The following is an 18538-nucleotide window of genomic DNA, read 5'->3' on the forward strand; positions in this document are numbered from 1 at the left end:
GCGCTTGCGCCCCAACGAACAGGCATAAAAAAGGCACCTCATCGGTGCCTTTTTGCTGCGCGGGTTTCAGCGCCCCAGCAGTCGCGCCAGCCCGACCTTCAGCGGCGTGGGCTCTGGCACTTTGAAGCGCTCAAGCAGACGCTGATTGCTCGCCCGGGAATGCTTGATGTCACCCGAACGCGCCGGCAGGTAGCTTACCGCCGGCAGGTTCCCCACCACCTCGGCAAGGGCGGCCAGCAGCTCATTCAGCGAAGTCGTCGCGTTCAGGCCGACATTGACCGCGCCCTCTGCCACGGTCGGCATTTCGATTCCCTGTACCACAAGGTCAACCAGGTCCTCGACGTAGAAGAAGTCGCGGGTCTGCTCGCCATCACCGAAAACGGCAATCGGCAGGCCGTTTACCGCACGCTCCGCGAAGATGCTGATCACGCCGGAGTACGGCGATGAAGGGTCCTGGCGCGGGCCGAAGATGTTGAAGAAGCGGAACACGACAGGCTCGAAACCATGCTGACGGCGATAGAAATCGAAGTAGTGCTCACCGGCCAGTTTGTCCGACGCATAGGGCGTCAGCGGTGCTTTCGGGGTGTCTTCGGTGATGGCCTCGCCTTCACCGTTGTTGCCGTACACCGCAGCGCTGGAAGCAAACACCACGCGTTTGATACCGGCCTGGCGCATCGCTTCGCAGACATTCAGCGTGCCGATGAAATTGCTCTGGTGCGTCTTCACCGGATCATCCACCGAGGCCTGCACCGACGCGACGGCAGCCAGGTGCGCCACGGCCTGGCAACCTACCGCCGCTCGGGCCACCAGCGCGGCATCGGCCACATCACCTTCGATCAGCTCAACACGCGGGTTGTCCAGCGGCAGGTTGCTGGGCTTGCCGGTGGACAGGTCGTCGAGAATACGCACGGCGTAGCCTTTGGCGAGCAGCGCGTCCGTCAGGTGCGAGCCGATGAAACCGGCGCCGCCGGTGATGAGGACAGGAGCATCAGACATGGCGGTAATAGCGGTCCAGTAGGTTGGGCAGGCCGGCACGCCAGGCGCGTGGCTTGATACCGAAAGTGTGGAGAATTTTCTTGCAGGCGAGCACGGCGTTCTGCGGCTCCTCGCTGGCGTCCGGACGTGCGGCGTGGGCCTGCGCGGTAGGTACCTCGATCGCCAGCGGGCGCAGCAGACGGGCTTCGGTCAACACGGCCTGACCGAACGCCAGTGGCGTGGTCGCTTCGTGGCCGGCGTAGTGATAAGTACCCCACAGCGGCGCGGCGCAATCGAGCTGTTTGAGCACCGAAATGATCACCCTCGCGGCATCGTCGACCGGCGTCGGATTGCCACGACGGTCGTCTGCCAGCAGCAATTCACCAGGGGATTCGGCGCGGCTGAGAAAGCGCCCCAGTACACCTTCGGCGCTGTCGTCGAGCAGCCAGCCAAAACGCAGCAGCACATGCTGCGGACAGGTTGCCCGCACGCTTTGCTCGATGCGCCACAGGGCCTGCCCACGGGAACCCAGCGGCACGGGCTCGTCTTTTTCGCTGTAAGCCGTCGCCCGCGAACCGTCGAAAACGCGGTAGCTGGAGGGTTGAACAAGGACGATGTTGTGGTGCTGGCACAGTTCAGCGAGACGCTCCACAGAGCGTTCCTGATTATCCAGCCTGTCAGCGCTTACCCGATCCGCCTGAAACCAGTCGAAGTAGTAAGCGAGATTGATCAAGGCATCCGGGCGGGTGTCATCGAGCAGTTGCGTCAGGCTTGCCGCATCCCAACCGTCTTGCGGTGGGCGCGGCGCGAGGAATCCAATGTTCTCCTCGGCACCTAGACGAATCAACGCCTGCCCGAGGGCATTCCCGCCGCCCAATAGCATAAGGCGCATTCGCATAGAGTCAGCAGGCTCAGTCTTCAGGTCGATTAAAATTAGGTGAAAAACGTCCGCAAACATAACACGTCGACGGGCAAGTCCCAACAGCCTCGGGCGCGCGGGACTGCGTGAAGCTGTTGAGGCGCGCCGCCGATCACTTGGCCCGGTATCTGCCTCTTGCATCTGCCTGCCTGCGCCCGCATTAATTAGCGATGAACCTTCCCCAGACACCCGACCCGGTGCTCGACGCCTTTCACCCGGCGGTCAGCGCGTGGTTTCGCTCGACATTCCCGGCCATTACCGCGGCCCAGGCCCAGGCGTGGCCGCTGATCAAACGCCGCGAGTCCACGCTGATTGCCGCGCCCACCGGATCCGGGAAAACCCTGACCGCGTTTCTGGCGGTCATCGATGATCTGGTGCATCAGGGGCTGGAGCGGGGTGGCGAGCTGCCGAACGAGACCTTCGTGGTGTACGTTTCGCCCCTGAAAGCGCTGTCCAACGACATCCAGATCAATCTGCAAAACCCGCTGGCGGGCATCACCGATCAGCTGATTCAGCAAGGTCTGCCCGGGCTGCGCATCACCACCGCCGTGCGCACCGGTGACACGCCGCAGAAAGAACGCACCGCGATGCGTAAAACCGCGCCGAACATTTTGGTGACGACGCCGGAATCGCTCTACGTGCTGCTGGGGTCCGACTCCGGTCGGCGCATGCTCGCGAGCACGCAGACCGTCATCGTCGATGAGATTCACGCGATCGCGGCCGGCAAGCGCGGCAGTCATCTCGCCCTGACACTGGAGCGTTTACAGGCTCTGTGTGCGAAACCGCTGCTGCGCATCGGGCTGTCGGCAACGCAAAAACCTATCGAGCGGGTGTCGCGCTTTCTGGCGGGCAGCGATCCGGTCAGCCGGCCGTGCGCCATCGTCGACATCGGCCACGCGCGCCCCCGGGATCTGGCTATCGAAGTGCCGCCTGTGGCCCTGAGCGCCGTGATGTCCAGCGACGTCTGGCAACTGGTCTACGACCGGCTCGCGGTGCTGGCGCGTGAACATCGCACCACGCTGATTTTCGTCAACACCCGGCGCCTGGCCGAGCGCATGGCGCGGCATTTGAGCGAGCGACTGGGCAACGAGGCCGTTGCCGCCCACCACGGCAGCATGGCCAAGGAACAGCGGCTCGACGCCGAGCAGCGCCTCAAGCGCGGTGATCTGCAGGTACTGATCGCCACGGCGTCGTTGGAACTGGGGATAGACATTGGCGACGTCGATCTGGTCTGCCAGATCAGCTCGCCCCGCTCCATCGCGTCCTTTTTGCAGCGCGTCGGCCGCTCCGGTCACCACGTAGGCGGTACACCCAAGGGGCGGCTGTTCGCGGTTTCCCGGGATGATCTGATCGAGTGCGCGGCGCTGCTGGATTGCGTGCGTCGCGGCGAGCTCGACACGCTGGTCATTCCCAAGGCGCCGCTGGATGTGCTGGCGCAGCAGACCATCGCCGAGGTCAGCTGTCAGGAATGGCAGGAGCAGGACCTGCTGGCGCTGTTCCGCAAGGCTTCGCCCTACGCCGACGTCGATGAAGGCCATTATCAGGCGCTGCTGAGCATGCTCGCCGAAGGCTACAGCGGGCGTCAGGGCGTGCGCGCGGCGTACCTGCATCGCGACGCGCTGACCCGCACGTTGCGTGGCCGGCGCGGCAGCAAACTCACGGCGGTCACCAGTGGCGGCACGATTCCGGACAACGCCGATTACAGCGTGGTCCTGGAACCCCAGGCGCTGAACATCGGTACCGTCAACGAAGACTTCGCCGTGGAGAGCGCCGCGGGGGACATCTTCCAGCTGGGCAACACGTCCTACCGGATTCTGCGGATCGAGTCCGGCCGCGTGCGGGTCGAGGACGCCCACGGCATGCCGCCGAACATTCCGTTCTGGATGGGCGAGGCCCCGGGGCGCAGCGATGAGTTGTCGTTCGCCGTCGCCCGCTTGCAGGCCGACATCGACGAGCAGCTCAGCGCCCACCCCGGCAGTCTTCAGGCCTGCACGGACTGGCTGGTGAAAAGCCTGGGCCTGGACCTCGCCAGCGCCGAGCAGATCATTGAATACCTCGCCCGCGCGCACTCGGCCCTGGGCGCGCTGCCGTCACAGGACACGCTGGTCATCGAGCGCTTTTTCGATCAGTCCGGCGGCACACAACTGGTGATTCATTCCCCGTTCGGCAGCCGGGTCAATCGCGCGTGGGGGCTGGCGCTGCGCAAGCGCTTCTGCCGCACCTTCAACTTCGAGCTGCAAGCCGCCGCCAGCGAGGACGCCATCGTGCTGTCGCTGTCCACGGCGCACAGCTTTGCGCTTGACGAAGTCTGGCGTTATCTCAACGCCGCCACCGCCGAGCATTTACTGATTCAGGCGGTGCTGGATGCGCCGCTGTTCGGCGTGCGCTGGCGCTGGAACGCCGGGGTCGCATTGGCCCTGCCGCGTTACACCGGCGGACGAAAAGTGGCGCCTCAGTTGCAACGGATCAAGAGCGATGACCTGATCGCCACGGTGTTTCCGGACCAGATCGCCTGCCTGGAAAATCTGGTGGGCGAGCGGGAAGTGCCGGAGCATCCGCTGATTGAGCAGACCCTGGACGACTGCCTGCATGAAGCCATGGACGCCGAAAGCTGGCTGAAATTGCTGCGGCGCATGGAGAACGGCGAAGTGCGTCTGGTCAGTCGCGATCTGCCTGCGCCCTCGCCGCTGGCGGCGGAAATCCTCAACGCCAAGCCGTATGCGTTTCTCGACAACGCGCCGCTGGAAGAACGTCGCACCCAGGCGGTGCTCAATCGGCGCTGGAGCGATCCGGAATCCACCGACGATCTCGGCGCGCTGGATGTCGATGCGATCAAAGCGGTGGCCGATGAAGCCTGGCCGCAGCCGCAAAACGTGGATGAGATGCACGAGGCGCTCATGAGCCTGGGGTGCATCACCGGCGTTGAGGCCCGCGAGCACGGCGACTGGATGAAATGGCTGGAGAGCCTGGCCCGCTCGGGTCGTGGCACGCGCTTGCAGGTCACCCCGGAACAGGCGCTGTGGATTCCTCTGGAGCGGCTGACGTGTTTGCAGGCGATCTACCCCGCCGCTGAAATGCACCCGCCATTGGCGGCATTGGCCGGGTTCGACGAAGCGTGGAACGAGGACGAAGCGCGGGTTGAGATCGTGCGGGCGCGGCTTGGCGGCTTCGGCCCGCTTACGGTGGCTGACATTGCCGAGCCGCTGGCGCTGACGCAGAACGAAGTCGCCCAGGCACTCGCGCAGCTGGAGAACGAAGGTTACGTGCTGCGCGGTCAGTTCAACCCTGACGCCGGCAAGGAAGAATGGTGCGAGCGGCATCTGCTGTCGCGCATCCACCGTTACACGGTCAAACGCCTGCGCCGGGAAATCGAGCCGGTGTCGCTGCAGGATTTCACCCGATTCCTGTTCGACTGGCAGCATCTGTCTGCCACGACCCAAAGCCAGGGCAAAGCCGCGCTGCCGGAAGTCGTCGCGCAACTGGAGGGGTTTTCGTCAGCAGCAGGCGCCTGGGACAGTGATCTTCTTCCGGCACGCCTGAAGGACTATTCATCGATCTGGCTGGATGACTTGTGTCGGTCCGGCAAGGTGGTGTGGATGCGTCTGACCAGTCGCAACAAGGTGGGCAGCGCTGCGTTGCGCAGTACGCCGATTGTGCTGCTGCCGCGACCGCAGGTCCGCCTGTGGACCGGGCTGACCGAACAGCCGGCGCCGACTGAATTATCCCTGCGCGCGCAGAAGGTTCACGAGGTATTGTCGAGCCAGGGCGCGATGTTTTTCGATGAGCTGACCGGCGAAGCGCACTTGTTGCGGGCCGAGCTGGAAACGGCACTGCAGGAATTGGTCGGTGCCGGGTTGGTCAATGCCGACAGCTTCGCCGGGCTGCGAGCGCTGATCACCCCGGCGAGCAAACGCAGCAGCCACACCAGTCGACGCAATCGTGGCGCTTTCATTGGCGGCATGGACGATGCCGGGCGCTGGGCTTTGTTGCGTCGCGCGCCGGCGAAAGAAGAAGGCGCGTCACAACGGATCGACAGTGACACGCTGGAGCATGTTGCCATGACCTTGCTGCGCCGATACGGCGTGGTGTTCTGGCGCCTGTTGGAGCGCGAGGCGGACTGGCTGCCGACCTGGCGCGAGCTGCTGCGCACGTTCCACAGGCTTGAGGCACGCGGAGAGATTCGCGGCGGGCGCTTCGTTTCAGGCCTGGCCGGTGAGCAATTCGCATTGCCCGAAGCCATCCCGCTGTTGCGCGAAGTCCGCAATCGCCCATTGGACGGCAGTTTGATTGCCGTCAGCGGCGTCGACCCGCTCAACCTCGCCGGGACGCTGCTGCCCGGCGCGAAGGTCCCGGCGATTGTGGGCAACAAGCTGGTTTACCGCGACGGCATCCCCATCGCCGCCATCATCGCCGGCAAGCCCCAGTATTGGGGCGAGGTGGATGAGGCGCTGATGTTGCAGGTGCGCGATCGGCTGTTCCGGTAGATCTCAAGCCGGGCTTTCGGACCCGTCCTTGTTCACTACCGAGGTCTTGCCGGGCAGCGCTTGTTGCTCGGCGCCCTCTTCCCCCTCAGGGGCCTGACGATTGTGCGGGCTCATTACCAGTTGTGGATAAGTTTGCGCGAAGCGCACATCAGCTGACTTATCCACAAGTCGCTTGAGCCGATCATTGAATGCACGGCTCACCGCGTACTGCCCGCCCGATGACGTACGGAACTGCGCCGTGATGACGATCCCATTCATGTCCATGCGGTCCAGCCCGAACACCTCCAGCGGCCCCTGCAGTTTGCTCGCCAGCAGTAAATCGTCGCTGATCGACTGGCCCGCTTCACGAATCAGCGAGGTCGCCGCGTCCACGTCGGTGTCGTAGGTGAACTGGAACGAGAAGAAGGCGTAGGCGAACTGCCGCGACTGGTTGGTGACCGCCTTGATCTGCCCGAACGGCACCGAATGCACGAAGCCCTTGCCGTCGCGCAGACGCAACGTACGGATCGTCAGGCTCTCGACCGTGCCGGCATGGCCTGAATCCAGCACCACCCAATCGCCGATGGAGATAGTGTCCTCGATGATGATAAACAGGCCGGTAATAACGTCCTGCACCAACTGCTGCGAACCGAAGCCGATCGCCAGACCGACAACCCCCGCACCGGCCAGCAGTGGCGCGACGTTGATGCCCAGATTGGCCATGGTCGTGATGGTGCAGATCACCACGAGGATGATCTTCATCGCGTTGCGCAGCAGCGGCAGGATGGTCTTCACCCGCGTGCTCGGCTGACGCGCGGAACGTCCATTGGCCGCAGGCTTCAGGGCTTCCTGAATGGCCGTGTCCATCACCACCCATAGCAGCCAGGTCACCAACAGAATCAGGCCGATGCTGCTGAGGGAATCGCTGATCACTTTGCCCAGTGCATTGCGTTGGGCAAATTCGAACAGCGAGAAACCCCAGATCCGGCCCAGCAACTCGATGAAGCCGATCGCCAGCGCAATACGCATGACCGCGTGCAACAGGCTCAGCAGACGCTCCTTGTAAACACTGTCGGTCCGCGTCTCGGTGGGCTTGAACACGTGCTGGAACAAGGTGCTCAGAAACACCGCGCCAATCAACAGGACTGTCGTCAGCAACGCGCAACGCAGGGCTTCCTGACTGCCTTCGCCGGCACCGATCAGATTCACCGCCGAGACCAGAATCATCAGCAGGATCGGCAAGTGCCACAGGCTGGAGAAAATCTTCAGCGTCTGTTGCACCGCGGGCCGCGCCAGCCGGGCGCCGAGGGAACGGTTGCGGATCAGATGGGCGATCGGCCGACGCATGCGGATGACGACCATGCCAAACATGACCGACGCCATCAGCCCGGTGAACGCCGCGATGCTGGTGGTCACGTTGCCACCAAACAGCCGGGCAATCTGCGGGCTGGTCAACGCGTCGCTCAACGCCGCGAGAAAGCCGATGATGAACAGCGGATGCGGCGCGTAGTGACGAATGATGCGCACCGCTGGCCGTTTATGGCCCGAGTTGAACAGCACAATCAGGGACAACAGCACCGAGGTGGAGAAAATCCCGCTGCTGGTCGAGTACGCCAGACACAGCGCCAGCGCGCGTCCGACCGATGTCGGCATGAAGTGGCTGACGTACAGGGTCAGCGGCAGGCAGATGAGCGCCGGCACCATATAAGGAAGCATATAACCCAGCACCCCGACCACGCGATCACGGCGAATCAAAAACCGGTGCCGCGATAGCCGGGTGACGAGGAACGCGCCGATGCGATTGAGCAGCAGGAACGCCCCCGCCCACACCAGGGACAGCATCACGAAATCGCCGGCGATCCGCCACGCTGAGCGCGACTGCGGCTTGTTGACCAGCGCGTCGATCTCGTCGGCGGCGCGGTCAGCGCGCAGACGCCAGGAGTCGAGCAGGTGGCCATCCACATCGAGCTTGTCTTGCACGCTGTCGATGCTGGAACTGATGGCGCCGAGCAATCCTCCCTTGACCAGAATCTCCGCTTTGGCGGGATCCTCCGGTGCAGAATCGGCGGGTGCCGCAGCGGCAGCGGTTGTTGCGGCGGGGGCGTCAGCGGCTTGAACATTGACGCTGCAAACGCTTAACAGCAGGCAAAGCAACAGAAAGGGTTTGAAATTCGGCAAAACGCAAGTCACTCCTTCGATCAGGGAACCGTGGAAAAAACGGCCCTCTGACACTGATCGGATTTCACCCGGCAAGTTCGCTCCGACACGCAATCGTCATGTTGGCCGTTGACGGTCCTCTTACCGACAAATGTAACGAACCTTTACCGAGCCGCTTCGTCGTAGCCTTACGAGGGCGACTGTCTCCAGTGCGCCCGCTCCGCCGAGGATCAACTCCATGTCGCTCATCCATCCCAAAGCCCATTTCCGCCCCTACACCTCTGCCGCCGGCGGTTGGGGCTCGGCGAAGTCGGTGATGGAGATCATCTGGCGTGAGCAGGCACCGATTCGTGCAGGCCTGCCGCTGATCAAGCAGAACAAGCCGGGCGGGTTTGCCTGTGTCAGCTGCGCATGGGCCAAGCCCGGCAAACCCCACAGCCTGGAGTTCTGCGAAAACGGCGCGAAGGCCACCGCGTGGGAGCTGACGTCGCGGAAGACCGACCCGGCCTTTTTCGCCCGGCACACCCTCACCGAGTTGCGCCAGTGGCCCGATTACGACCTTGAGCAACAGGGCCGCCTCACGCACCCCATGCGGTACAACGCTGGAACTGATCGTTACCAGGAAACCACGTGGGAGGAGGCCTACCGCGACATTGGCGCGCAGCTGAAAAGCATGACGCCGGAGAGCGTGGTTTTTTATGCATCGGGGCGGGCCTCGCTGGAAACGTCGTTCATGTACCAACTGGTCGCCCGTGCCTACGGCAACAACAATTTGCCCGACAGCTCGAACATGTGCCACGAGAGCACGTCGGTCGGCCTGCAGGAAAGTATCGGCGTACCGGTAGGAACAGTGACGCTGGATGACTTCGAGCACACCGATTGCATCCTGTTTTTCGGCCAGAACGTGGGCAGCAACAGCCCGCGTATGCTGCATCAGCTGCGTGAAGCGCGACAGCGTGACGTGCCGATCATCACGTTCAATCCGATCCGCGAGCGCGGCCTGGAACGCTTCGTCAATCCGCAGTCCCCGGTGGAAATGCTCGGGCCGAAATCGACGGTCATCAGCACTCAATATCACCAGCTGGCAATCGGTGGCGACACGGCGGTGGTGCTGGGCATTGCCAAATCGCTGTTCGAAATGGACGAGGCGGCGCTGGCTAAGGGTCAGCCCGGAATCATCGATCAGGCGTTTATCGCCCAGCACACCGAAGGATTCGCCGAGTTCTGCAACTGCGCGCTCGAAATGCCTTGGGACACCATCGAGCGTCAGGCAGGACTGAGCCGCAGCGCGCTGGAGGCGGTGGCGACGGTGTACGCCAGACACGAGCGCGTGATGCTGGTTTACGGCATGGGCATCACCCAACACCGGCGCGGCGTGACTAACGTGCAGATGTTGGTGAACCTGCTCCTGCTGCGCGGCAACATCGGCAAGCGCGGCGCCGGGATTTGCCCGGTGCGCGGTCACTCCAACGTGCAGGGCCAGCGCACCGTCGGCATTACCGAAGACCCGAACAAGATTCCTGTGGATAAGATTGAGGCACTGTATGGCTTCGCGGTCCCCTCGAAAAAAGGCCTGAATACCGTTGAGACCTGCGAAGGACTTCTGGACGGGAGCGTGCGCGGATTCATCGGGCTCGGCGGGAATTTTCTGCGGGCGATCCCCGACACGTCCCGCATGGAGCCGGCCTGGAATACCTTGGACCTGAACGTTCAGATCGCCACCAAGCTGAACCGTACTCACCTGGTTCCGGGGAAAAATGCATGGATCCTGCCCTGCCTCGGGCGCATCGAAAAGGATGTGCAAAACGGCGTCGAGCAGGTTTATACCACCGAAGACAGCACCGGCTGCGTGCGGGCGTGGCAGGGTAACAGCGAACCGGCCAGCGCCCACGCCCGCGCCGAAGCCGCGATCCTCGCTGGCATTGCCGAGGCAACATTACCCGGTGCCACCCGGATCGATTGGGACGCCTGGCGCCGCGATTACGCGCTGATCCGTCAGGGCATCGCTCAGGTCTATCCCGAGATTTTCCACGACATGGAAACCCGCATGTGGGAAACCGGCGGCTTTCATCGCCCCATCGCGGCAGCGAAGCGTGAATGGAAAACCGAGAGTGGCCGCGCGATGTTCATCACGCCCGAATTGCTCGAAGAAAACGATGACGTGTACCCGAACCACACACGCCGCGACGTGTTGCAACTGATGACGTTGCGCAGCAATGACCAGTTCAACACCACGATTTACGGCTACGAAGATCGCTTCCGTGGCGTGAGCGGCACCCGCGCGGTCATCTTCATGAACCGCAACGACGTCCTGCGAATGGGCTTCAAACCGGGAGACTGGGTCAACGTCACCACCGCCATCGAGCCTCAGGTCACGCGTTCGGTAGGACCTCTGCAGATCATTGCCTATGACATCCCCGAGAACTGCTGCGCGGCGTACTACCCCGAGTGCAATCCACTCGTTCCGTTGTGGCATCACGCTGAACGCAGCAAGGTGCCTGCGGCTAAATCCATCCCGGTAACGCTGGCCAAGGCATCACCCAGTGCAGAGGATTTGAAACGCGCGCTGCCGGAGTCTGACCAGGTGCGCTGAGCCTGTTCTTGGAGGAGCGGCTTGACGCGGGAGAACGGACGTTCTACCTTCTGCATCATGAATACATCAACGGCCAATACCCGCGAGAAAATCCTCGCAACCGCCGAACAGCTTATTTACCAGAATGGCATTCAGGCCACCGGCATGGACCTTCTGGTAAAGACGTCGGGCGTCGCGAGGAAAAGCATCTATCGCTACTTCGCTACCAAAGACGAGGTCGCGGCTGCTGCGCTCAACGCACGTGACGTACGCTGGATGGACTGGTTTCGGACTGAATCAAGCAAGGCCGACACCCCTGAAGCGCGCGTTCTAAATATGTTTGATGTGCTCAAAGGCTGGTTCGAGTCCGAAGGCTTTCGCGGCTGCGCGTTTATCAATACCGCCGGCGAAGTTGGCGATCCACAGGACCCCATCCGTCTTATTGCCACGCTGCACAAGCAGAAACTGCTGGATTACACGCTGGAGCTCTGCGAGCAGCTCGGGATTGCCGATCCGCACACTCTTGCCAGACAGCTGCTCATCCTCATGGAAGGCGCGATCACCGTCGCTCGCGTTATGGGCGACTACAGTGCTGCAGAGAGCGCCAAGGCTGTTGCCCAGTTGATGCTCGAACAGCGCTTGCGTTCCAGTTCCTAGCCACACACGTCCCACCCACCGCCGAATCATCACCGCCTGGAGGTCCATCATGTCGTCCAATGCCCAAACTCGCCCGCCACTTCCCCCTTTCACCCGAGAATCCGCCATTGAAAAGGTTCGCCTGGCTGAAGATGGCTGGAACAGCCGGGACGCTGAAAAGGTCTCGCTGGCTTACACACTCGACACCCAATGGCGCAACCGCGCCGATTTCGTCGAGAACCGTGAAGAGGCGCAAAATTTCCTGATCCGCAAATGGAACAAGGAGCTCGAGTACCGCCTGATCAAAGAGCTCTGGGCGTTCACCGACAACCGCATCGCGGTCCGTTACGCCTACGAATGGCACGACGATTCAGGCAACTGGTTCCGCTCGTACGGCAACGAGAATTGGGAGTTCAATGAAGACGGCTTGATGGCGCGGCGTTTCGCCTGCATCAATGACATGCCGATCAAAGAGGCAGAGCGCAAGTTTCACTGGCCGCTGGGACGCCGTCCTGACGATCATCCCGGGTTATCGGATCTGGGTTTGTAACCCTCGAACGCGACCCAAAACAAAGCCCCCGACAACTGAGCTGTGCGGGGGCTTTTGTTTGCTGCGTTATCGCGGCTGGATCACGCGGTGTTTAGAAAGGAATGTCGTCATCGAAGCTGTCGAAATCAGGCGCTGGCTGCGGCGCTTGTTGCGGCGCAGGGCGTGATTCACGCTGTGGCTGAGGAGCGGATTGCTGTGGGCGTGCCTGCTGCTGCGGACGCGGTGCCGAGTTCTGGGAGTTCTGATAACCGCCACCACCCTGGCCCTGTGGAGCGCCGTCGCCTTGAGGACGGCCACCGAGCAATTGCATGGTGCCTTGCATGTCGACGACGATTTCAGTCGTGTAACGCTTGATACCATCTTTTTCCCATTCGCGGGTCTGCAGCTTGCCTTCGATGTAAACCTGCGAACCCTTGCGCAGGTACTCGCCGGCGATTTCGGCGACCTTGCCGAACATCGAAACACGGTGCCATTCGGTCTTCTCGACCTTCTGACCGGTTTGCTTGTCAGTCCACTGTTCGCTTGTTGCCAGACTCAGGTTGGTCACGGCATTACCGTTAGGCATGTAGCGGACTTCGGGATCCTGGCCGCATGTGCCGACCAATATGACTTTGTTAACCCCACGGGCCATAACGTTCTCCTAGGCTTCACACGTTTCCGACGCTGGATTGACCACTTCGTCGAAAGACGCCCGATCCAACAGTTCTTTGTCAAATTTGATATAGATGGCAGCCTCATCGGCGACCACTACTGCATCTGTTACTCCGCGTACGGCCAACACGCGATCGGCAAGGCCTGTGTCGCGTTGAGCCTCGGGCGACAACGGCAAGCGAAGGCTGGTTACGTAGGGAGGTTCGCGCATGGTAACAGCAAACGCCAGCCAGATGGCGGCGAGCCCGGCGCCGCCGAGGAACACAACATCCAGTCCGCCGTGCTGGAAAAGCCACCCGCCGAGGATGCCCCCCGCCGCCGAACCCAGGAACTGACTGGTGGAGTAAATCCCCATCGCCGTGCCCTTCCCGCCCGCCGGAGACACTTTGCTGATCAGCGACGGCAGCGAAGCTTCGAGCAAATTGAATGCGGTGAAAAAGACCACAGTGCCGATGACCAGCGCCCGCAGCGTGTCTCCGAACTCCCAGAAGAATAGCTCAGTGAGCATCAGCACCAGTACGGCGCCGAGCAAGACCCGCTTCATCTGACGCTTCTTTTCGCCGTAGATGATGAAAGGGATCATCGCGAAGAAAGAAATCAGCAGCGCTGTGAGATACACCCACCAGTGCTGCTCCTTGGGCAAGCCGGCTTTTTCGACCAGCGCCAGCGGCAATGCAACGAAACTGGACATCAGCATGGCGTGCAACGCGAAGATACCCAAGTCCAGACGCAACAGGTCGGGATGACGAAGCGTCGCGCCCAATGCCTGTCGTGCCAGACCGGATTCCCGGTGCTGCAGGGTCACCGTGGACTTAGGCACGACGAAGGCAACGATCGCCACGCCCACCAGCGCCATCGCGCCGGTCGCCAGAAAAAGTCCGGACAATCCGAATGCACTGGTCAGAATGGGGCCGACCACCATCGCAACGGCGAACGACACGCCAATCGTCATGCCGATCATCGCCATGGCTTTGGTGCGATGCTGCTCGCGGGTCAGATCGGACAGCAACGCCATGACCGCCGCGGAGATAGCACCCGCGCCTTGTAGGATCCGACCGGCGATCACACCCCAGATCGAGGTGGACTGGGCGGCCAGCACGCTGCCGAGCGCAAACACGATCAGCCCTAAATAGATGACGGGGCGACGGCCGATGCGATCGGAGATAATGCCAAACGGAATCTGCAACACCGCCTGTGTCAGGCCATAAGCGCCGATCGCCAGACCGATGAGTGCCGGGCTCGCGCCGGCCAGGTCCATCCCGTAAGTGGCGAGTACGGGGAGCACCATGAACATGCCAAGCATACGGAAGGCGAACACCAGCGCCAGACCGCCCGCCGCGCGGGTTTCGCTGCCGCTCATGCGCTCGCTGTGAGAATCGTGCATGAAGAAACCTCGTATGAACCGGCGGCGATTCTACCAGTCCCATCGTTTAGAGCACATACGACGGTTTGCCGCGCATCGCAGGAATATTCTTTTTTCCGAGTGAGGCGGCACGCCCTTCAATAGTGTGTATCCATCCAGTATTTCCCCGTATACTTCCACGTTTTACACGCCCGCCGTGCGAGGCCAGCTTTGGACAAGATCTTGATTCGTGGGGCTCGAACCCACAACCTGAAGAACATCGACCTGACCCTTCCACGCGACAAGCTGATCGTCATCACCGGATTGTCCGGCTCAGGAAAATCGTCCCTGGCGTTCGATACGCTCTACGCCGAGGGCCAGCGCCGCTATGTTGAATCGCTGTCCGCCTACGCGCGTCAGTTTCTGTCGATGATGGAGAAGCCGGACGTCGACACGATTGAAGGCCTCTCCCCGGCCATTTCCATCGAGCAGAAGTCTACGTCCCACAACCCGCGCTCGACCGTGGGCACCATCACCGAAATCTACGACTACCTGCGCCTGCTCTATGCACGAGTGGGCCAGCCGCGCTGCCCGGATCACGACATTCCTCTGGAGGCGCAGACCGTCAGCCAGATGGTCGATCTGGTGCTGGCACAACCCGAAGGCGCGAAACTGATGCTGCTTGCTCCCGTGGTTCGGGAGCGTAAAGGCGAGCACCTGGCGGTTTTCGAAGAGCTCCGCGCTCAGGGTTTCGTACGTGCCCGGGTCAACGGCCGTCTGTGCGAGCTGGACGAGCTGCCGAAGCTCGACAAGCAGAAAAAGCATTCGATCGACGTCGTGGTTGACCGCTTCAAGGTACGCTCAGACCTGCAACAGCGTTTGGCCGAATCCTTTGAAACCGCGCTGAAGCTGGCAGATGGCATTGCGCTGGTCGCGCCGATGGACGATGAGCCAGGCGAAGAGATCATTTTCTCCGCGCGCTTCGCCTGTCCGATCTGCGGTCATGCGATCAGTGAGCTGGAGCCAAAGCTGTTCTCGTTCAACAATCCTGCCGGCGCATGCCCAACCTGCGACGGCCTGGGCGTGAAGCAATTCTTTGACACCAAGCGGCTGGTCAATGGCGAACTCACGCTGGCAGAAGGCGCGATCCGTGGCTGGGACAGGCGTAACGTCTACTACTTCCAGATGCTCGGCTCGCTGGCCAAGCATTACCGCTTCAGCCTCGAGGTGCCGTTCAAGGAGCTCCCTGCCGAGCTGCAGAAGGTCTTGCTGGGCGGCAGTGGCAAGGACAGCGTCGACTTCCGTTACTTGAACGACCGTGGCGACATCGTCAAACGTGCGCACCCGTTCGAAGGCATCGTTCCCAATCTGGAGCGCCGTTACCGGGAAACCGAATCGACCACAGTCCGCGAGGAGCTGGCGAAATTTCTCAGCACCCAGCCCTGCCCCGAGTGCCGTGGCACGCGGTTGCGCCGTGAAGCGCGTCACGTGTGGGTCGGCGAGAAGACACTTCCCGCCGTGACCAACATGCCTATTGGCGACGCTACCAATTATTTTGGCGAGTTGAAGCTGACAGGCCGCCGCGGTGAAATCGCTGACAAGATTCTCAAAGAGATTCGCGAGCGCCTGCAGTTCCTCGTTAATGTCGGGCTGGACTATCTGACACTGGACCGTAGCGCCGATACGCTCTCTGGCGGTGAGGCGCAGCGGATTCGTCTGGCCAGTCAGATCGGTGCCGGCCTGGTCGGCGTCATGTACATCCTCGATGAGCCATCAATCGGCTTGCATCAGCGCGATAACGATCGTCTGCTGGAGACGTTGCGACACCTGCGAGACATCGGCAACACGGTGATCGTGGTTGAGCACGACGAAGATGCCATCCGACTGGCCGACTACGTAGTCGACATCGGTCCGGGCGCAGGCGTGCATGGCGGCAAGATCGTCGCGGAAGGCACGCCGCAGGAAGTGATGGATCATCCGGACTCGTTGACGGGTAAGTACCTGTCGGGCCGGGTGAAGATCGCTGTGCCTGCCAAGCGCACGCCGCGTAATAAAAAGCTGTCGCTCAAACTCAAAGGCGCGCGCGGCAACAACCTGCGCAACGTCGATCTGGAAATTCCAATCGGCCTGCTGACCTGCGTGACCGGTGTATCGGGCTCGGGCAAGTCGACGCTGATCAACAACACGCTGTTCCCTCTCAGCGCCACCGCACTCAATGGTGCAACGACGCTTGAGGCTTCGGCACACGACAGCATGGACGGCCTGCAGCACCTGGATAAAGTCGTCGACATTGACCAGAGCCCAATCGGGCGTACACCACGGTCAAATCCTGCGACGTACACCGGGCTGTTTACACCCATCCGTGAGTTATTCGCGGGCGTGCCTGAATCAAGGTCACGGGGTTACGGGCCTGGCCGATTCTCCTTCAACGTGAAAGGGGGTCGCTGCGAAGCGTGTCAGGGTGACGGCCTGATCAAGGTCGAGATGCATTTCCTGCCTGACATCTACGTCCCTTGCGATGTGTGCAAGAGCAAGCGATACAACCGTGAGACGCTTGAGGTCAAGTACAAGGGCAAAAACGTCCACGAAGTACTGGAGATGACGATCGAAGAGGCGCGGACGTTCTTTGACGCCGTACCTGCCCTCGCCCGGAAGTTGCAGACGCTGATGGATGTGGGTCTTTCCTATATCAAGCTGGGTCAGTCGGCGACCACGCTTTCCGGTGGCGAAGCCCAGCGTGTGAAGCTGTCTCGCGAGCTGTCCAAGCGTGACACCGGCAAGACGCTGTACATCCTCGATGAGCCCACCACGGGTCTGCATTTCGCGGATATCCAGCAATTGCTGGACGTCCTGCATCGCCTGCGAGATCACGGCAACACGGTCGTCGTGATCGAGCATAACCTGGACGTGATCAAGACCGCGGACTGGCTGGTCGACCTGGGCCCGGAAGGCGGTTCGAAAGGCGGACAGATCATCGCTACCGGTACGCCCGAGCAGGTGGCGGAAATGAAACAGTCCTACACCGGCCACTATCTGAAGCCGCTCCTGGAGCGTGATCGCGCCTAATCGCATGCTCCTAATAAAAAGCCCCTGTCGCGATCTGCGGCAGGGGCTTTTTTGTAGCGAGCTTTTCAGTCCTCAGAACTGCGACTGAAGGTAATTCTCGAGGCCGATGGATTTGATCAGGCCCAGCTGCTTTTCAAGCCAGTAGGTATGGTCTTCTTCCGTGTCGGCGAGCTGAATGCGGAGGATGTCACGGCTGACGTAATCCCTGTGCTGCTCACAGAGCGCAATACCTTTGCACAGCGCGGCTCGGACCTTGTATTCCAGACGAAGATCGCTGGCGAGCATCTTGGGGACCGTAGTACCCACATCCAGGTCGTCCGGACGCATGCGTGGGGTGCCTTCGAGCATCAGAATCCGGCGCATCAACGCATCAGCGTGCTGAGCCTCTTCTTCCATCTCGTGATTGATACGTTCGTACAGCTTGCTGAAACCCCAATCTTCGTACATCCGCGAGTGGACAAAATACTGGTCGCGCGCAGCCAGTTCGCCAGTCAGCAGGGTATTGAGGTAATCAATTACATCCGGGTGGCCTTGCATCGCCGTCCATCTCCTCGTGAAAGGCGTTAGTTTGAACCAACCAGACTGGTTGGTCACCCTATGGAATAGCAAATAAAGTCAGAAATACTGCGAAATTCGGCCATTTGGTACCGAAAAGGGCGGGAAATGAGGAGGGTTCCGATTATCACTTAGAGTCACCCCATATTCGAGACAATCTGGTTACCAGGGGACGATTATCGCAGGCAACAAAAAACCGGGCATTAGGCCCGGTTCTTTGTAATGACTGATGTCTTATTCAGCGGTTTCTACAGAACCACCGACAGGACGATCAACCAGTTCGACGTACGCCATTGGCGCGTTGTCGCCAGCGCGGAAGCCGCACTTGAGGATGCGCAGGTAGCCACCCTCACGAGTTGCATAACGCTTGCCCAGATCGTTGAACAGTTTGCCGACCATTTCTTTCGAACGGGTACGGTCAAATGCCAGACGACGGTTAGCAACGCTGTCAATCTTAGCCAAGGTGATCAGCGGCTCAGCAACGCGACGCAGTTCTTTGGCTTTCGGCAGGGTAGTTTTGATCAGCTCGTGCTCGAACAGCGACACCGCCATGTTCTGGAACATGGCCTTGCGGTGAGAGCTGGTACGGCTCAGGTGACGTCCACTTTTACGATGACGCATGGTTCATTCCTTACCAAACACTACGTTCGGT

12 protein-coding genes are annotated in these 18538 nt (G+C 61.2%); 5 read left to right on the forward strand and 7 right to left on the reverse strand.

Translation table 11 applies throughout. The annotated features are described in order from the left end of the window. Positions 1 to 66: 66 nt before the first annotated feature. Complete coding sequence (locus QWI18_RS16080; RefSeq protein ID WP_369319260.1) at positions 67 to 996, reverse strand: NAD-dependent epimerase/dehydratase family protein; 930 nt, start codon at positions 994 to 996, stop codon at positions 67 to 69. Next, the gene (locus QWI18_RS16085; RefSeq protein ID WP_065988444.1) at positions 989 to 1873 is read right to left on the reverse strand and encodes a sugar nucleotide-binding protein; all 885 of its coding nucleotides are present in this window, start codon (positions 1871 to 1873) and stop codon (positions 989 to 991) included. Before QWI18_RS16085 ends, QWI18_RS16080 begins: the two co-directional genes overlap by 8 nt. Before the next feature lie 191 nt (positions 1874 to 2064). On the opposite strand from QWI18_RS16085, the gene QWI18_RS16090 reads away from it, so the two are divergent. Continuing rightward, entirely contained in the window at positions 2065 to 6378 is a 4314-nt protein-coding gene (locus QWI18_RS16090) for a crosslink repair DNA glycosylase YcaQ family protein (protein WP_369319261.1), read from the forward strand. Positions 6379 to 6381: 3 nt separating this feature from the next. On the opposite strand, the gene QWI18_RS16095 is transcribed toward QWI18_RS16090, so the two are convergent. Beyond that, positions 6382 to 8535 (reverse strand): mechanosensitive ion channel family protein, encoded by a 2154-nt coding sequence (locus QWI18_RS16095; protein ID WP_369319262.1) that lies wholly within the window; start codon positions 8533 to 8535, stop codon positions 6382 to 6384. A 217-nt stretch (positions 8536 to 8752) separates the two neighbouring features. On the opposite strand from QWI18_RS16095, the gene QWI18_RS16100 reads away from it, so the two are divergent. From QWI18_RS16100 to QWI18_RS16110, 3 genes are read left to right on the forward strand one after another with little or no spacing between them, the layout of a single operon-like run. Continuing rightward, complete coding sequence (locus QWI18_RS16100; RefSeq protein WP_369319263.1) at positions 8753 to 11107, forward strand: FdhF/YdeP family oxidoreductase; 2355 nt, start codon at positions 8753 to 8755, stop codon at positions 11105 to 11107. 57 nt (positions 11108 to 11164) lie between these two features. Further along, on the forward strand, positions 11165 to 11743 hold the full coding sequence (locus QWI18_RS16105; protein WP_369319270.1) for a TetR/AcrR family transcriptional regulator: 579 nt from the start codon (positions 11165 to 11167) through the stop codon (positions 11741 to 11743). 49 nt (positions 11744 to 11792) lie between these two features. Next, entirely contained in the window at positions 11793 to 12272 is a 480-nt protein-coding gene (locus QWI18_RS16110) for a DUF1348 family protein (RefSeq protein WP_369319264.1), read from the forward strand. Positions 12273 to 12363: 91 nt separating this feature from the next. Here QWI18_RS16110 and QWI18_RS16115 read toward each other — a convergent pair whose 3' ends face one another. Both QWI18_RS16115 and QWI18_RS16120 read right to left on the reverse strand, forming a co-directional pair. After that, a complete protein-coding gene (locus QWI18_RS16115; protein WP_037017756.1) occupies positions 12364 to 12903 on the reverse strand; it encodes a single-stranded DNA-binding protein in 540 nt (179 codons plus the stop codon). Positions 12904 to 12912: 9 nt separating this feature from the next. Then, a complete protein-coding gene (locus QWI18_RS16120; RefSeq protein WP_065988450.1) occupies positions 12913 to 14307 on the reverse strand; it encodes an MFS transporter in 1395 nt (464 codons plus the stop codon). Positions 14308 to 14496: 189 nt separating this feature from the next. Between QWI18_RS16120 and uvrA the strand changes: the two genes are divergently transcribed. Further along, entirely contained in the window at positions 14497 to 17331 is a 2835-nt protein-coding gene (gene uvrA, locus QWI18_RS16125; RefSeq protein ID WP_369319265.1) for an excinuclease ABC subunit UvrA, read from the forward strand. Between the two features lie 72 nt (positions 17332 to 17403). Here the strand turns inward: uvrA and bfr are convergent, their stop codons facing one another. After that, entirely contained in the window at positions 17404 to 17868 is a 465-nt protein-coding gene (bfr, locus tag QWI18_RS16130; RefSeq protein ID WP_369319266.1) for a bacterioferritin, read from the reverse strand. Between the two features lie 252 nt (positions 17869 to 18120). Beyond that, on the reverse strand, positions 18121 to 18507 hold the full coding sequence (gene rplQ / locus QWI18_RS16135; RefSeq protein WP_065988453.1) for a 50S ribosomal protein L17: 387 nt from the start codon (positions 18505 to 18507) through the stop codon (positions 18121 to 18123). Positions 18508 to 18538: the final 31 nt, after the last annotated feature.

Origin of the sequence: Pseudomonas sp. W2Oct36 (genome assembly GCF_041060465.1) — a bacterium.
Taxonomy (GTDB): domain Bacteria; phylum Pseudomonadota; class Gammaproteobacteria; order Pseudomonadales; family Pseudomonadaceae; genus Aquipseudomonas; species Aquipseudomonas graminis_B.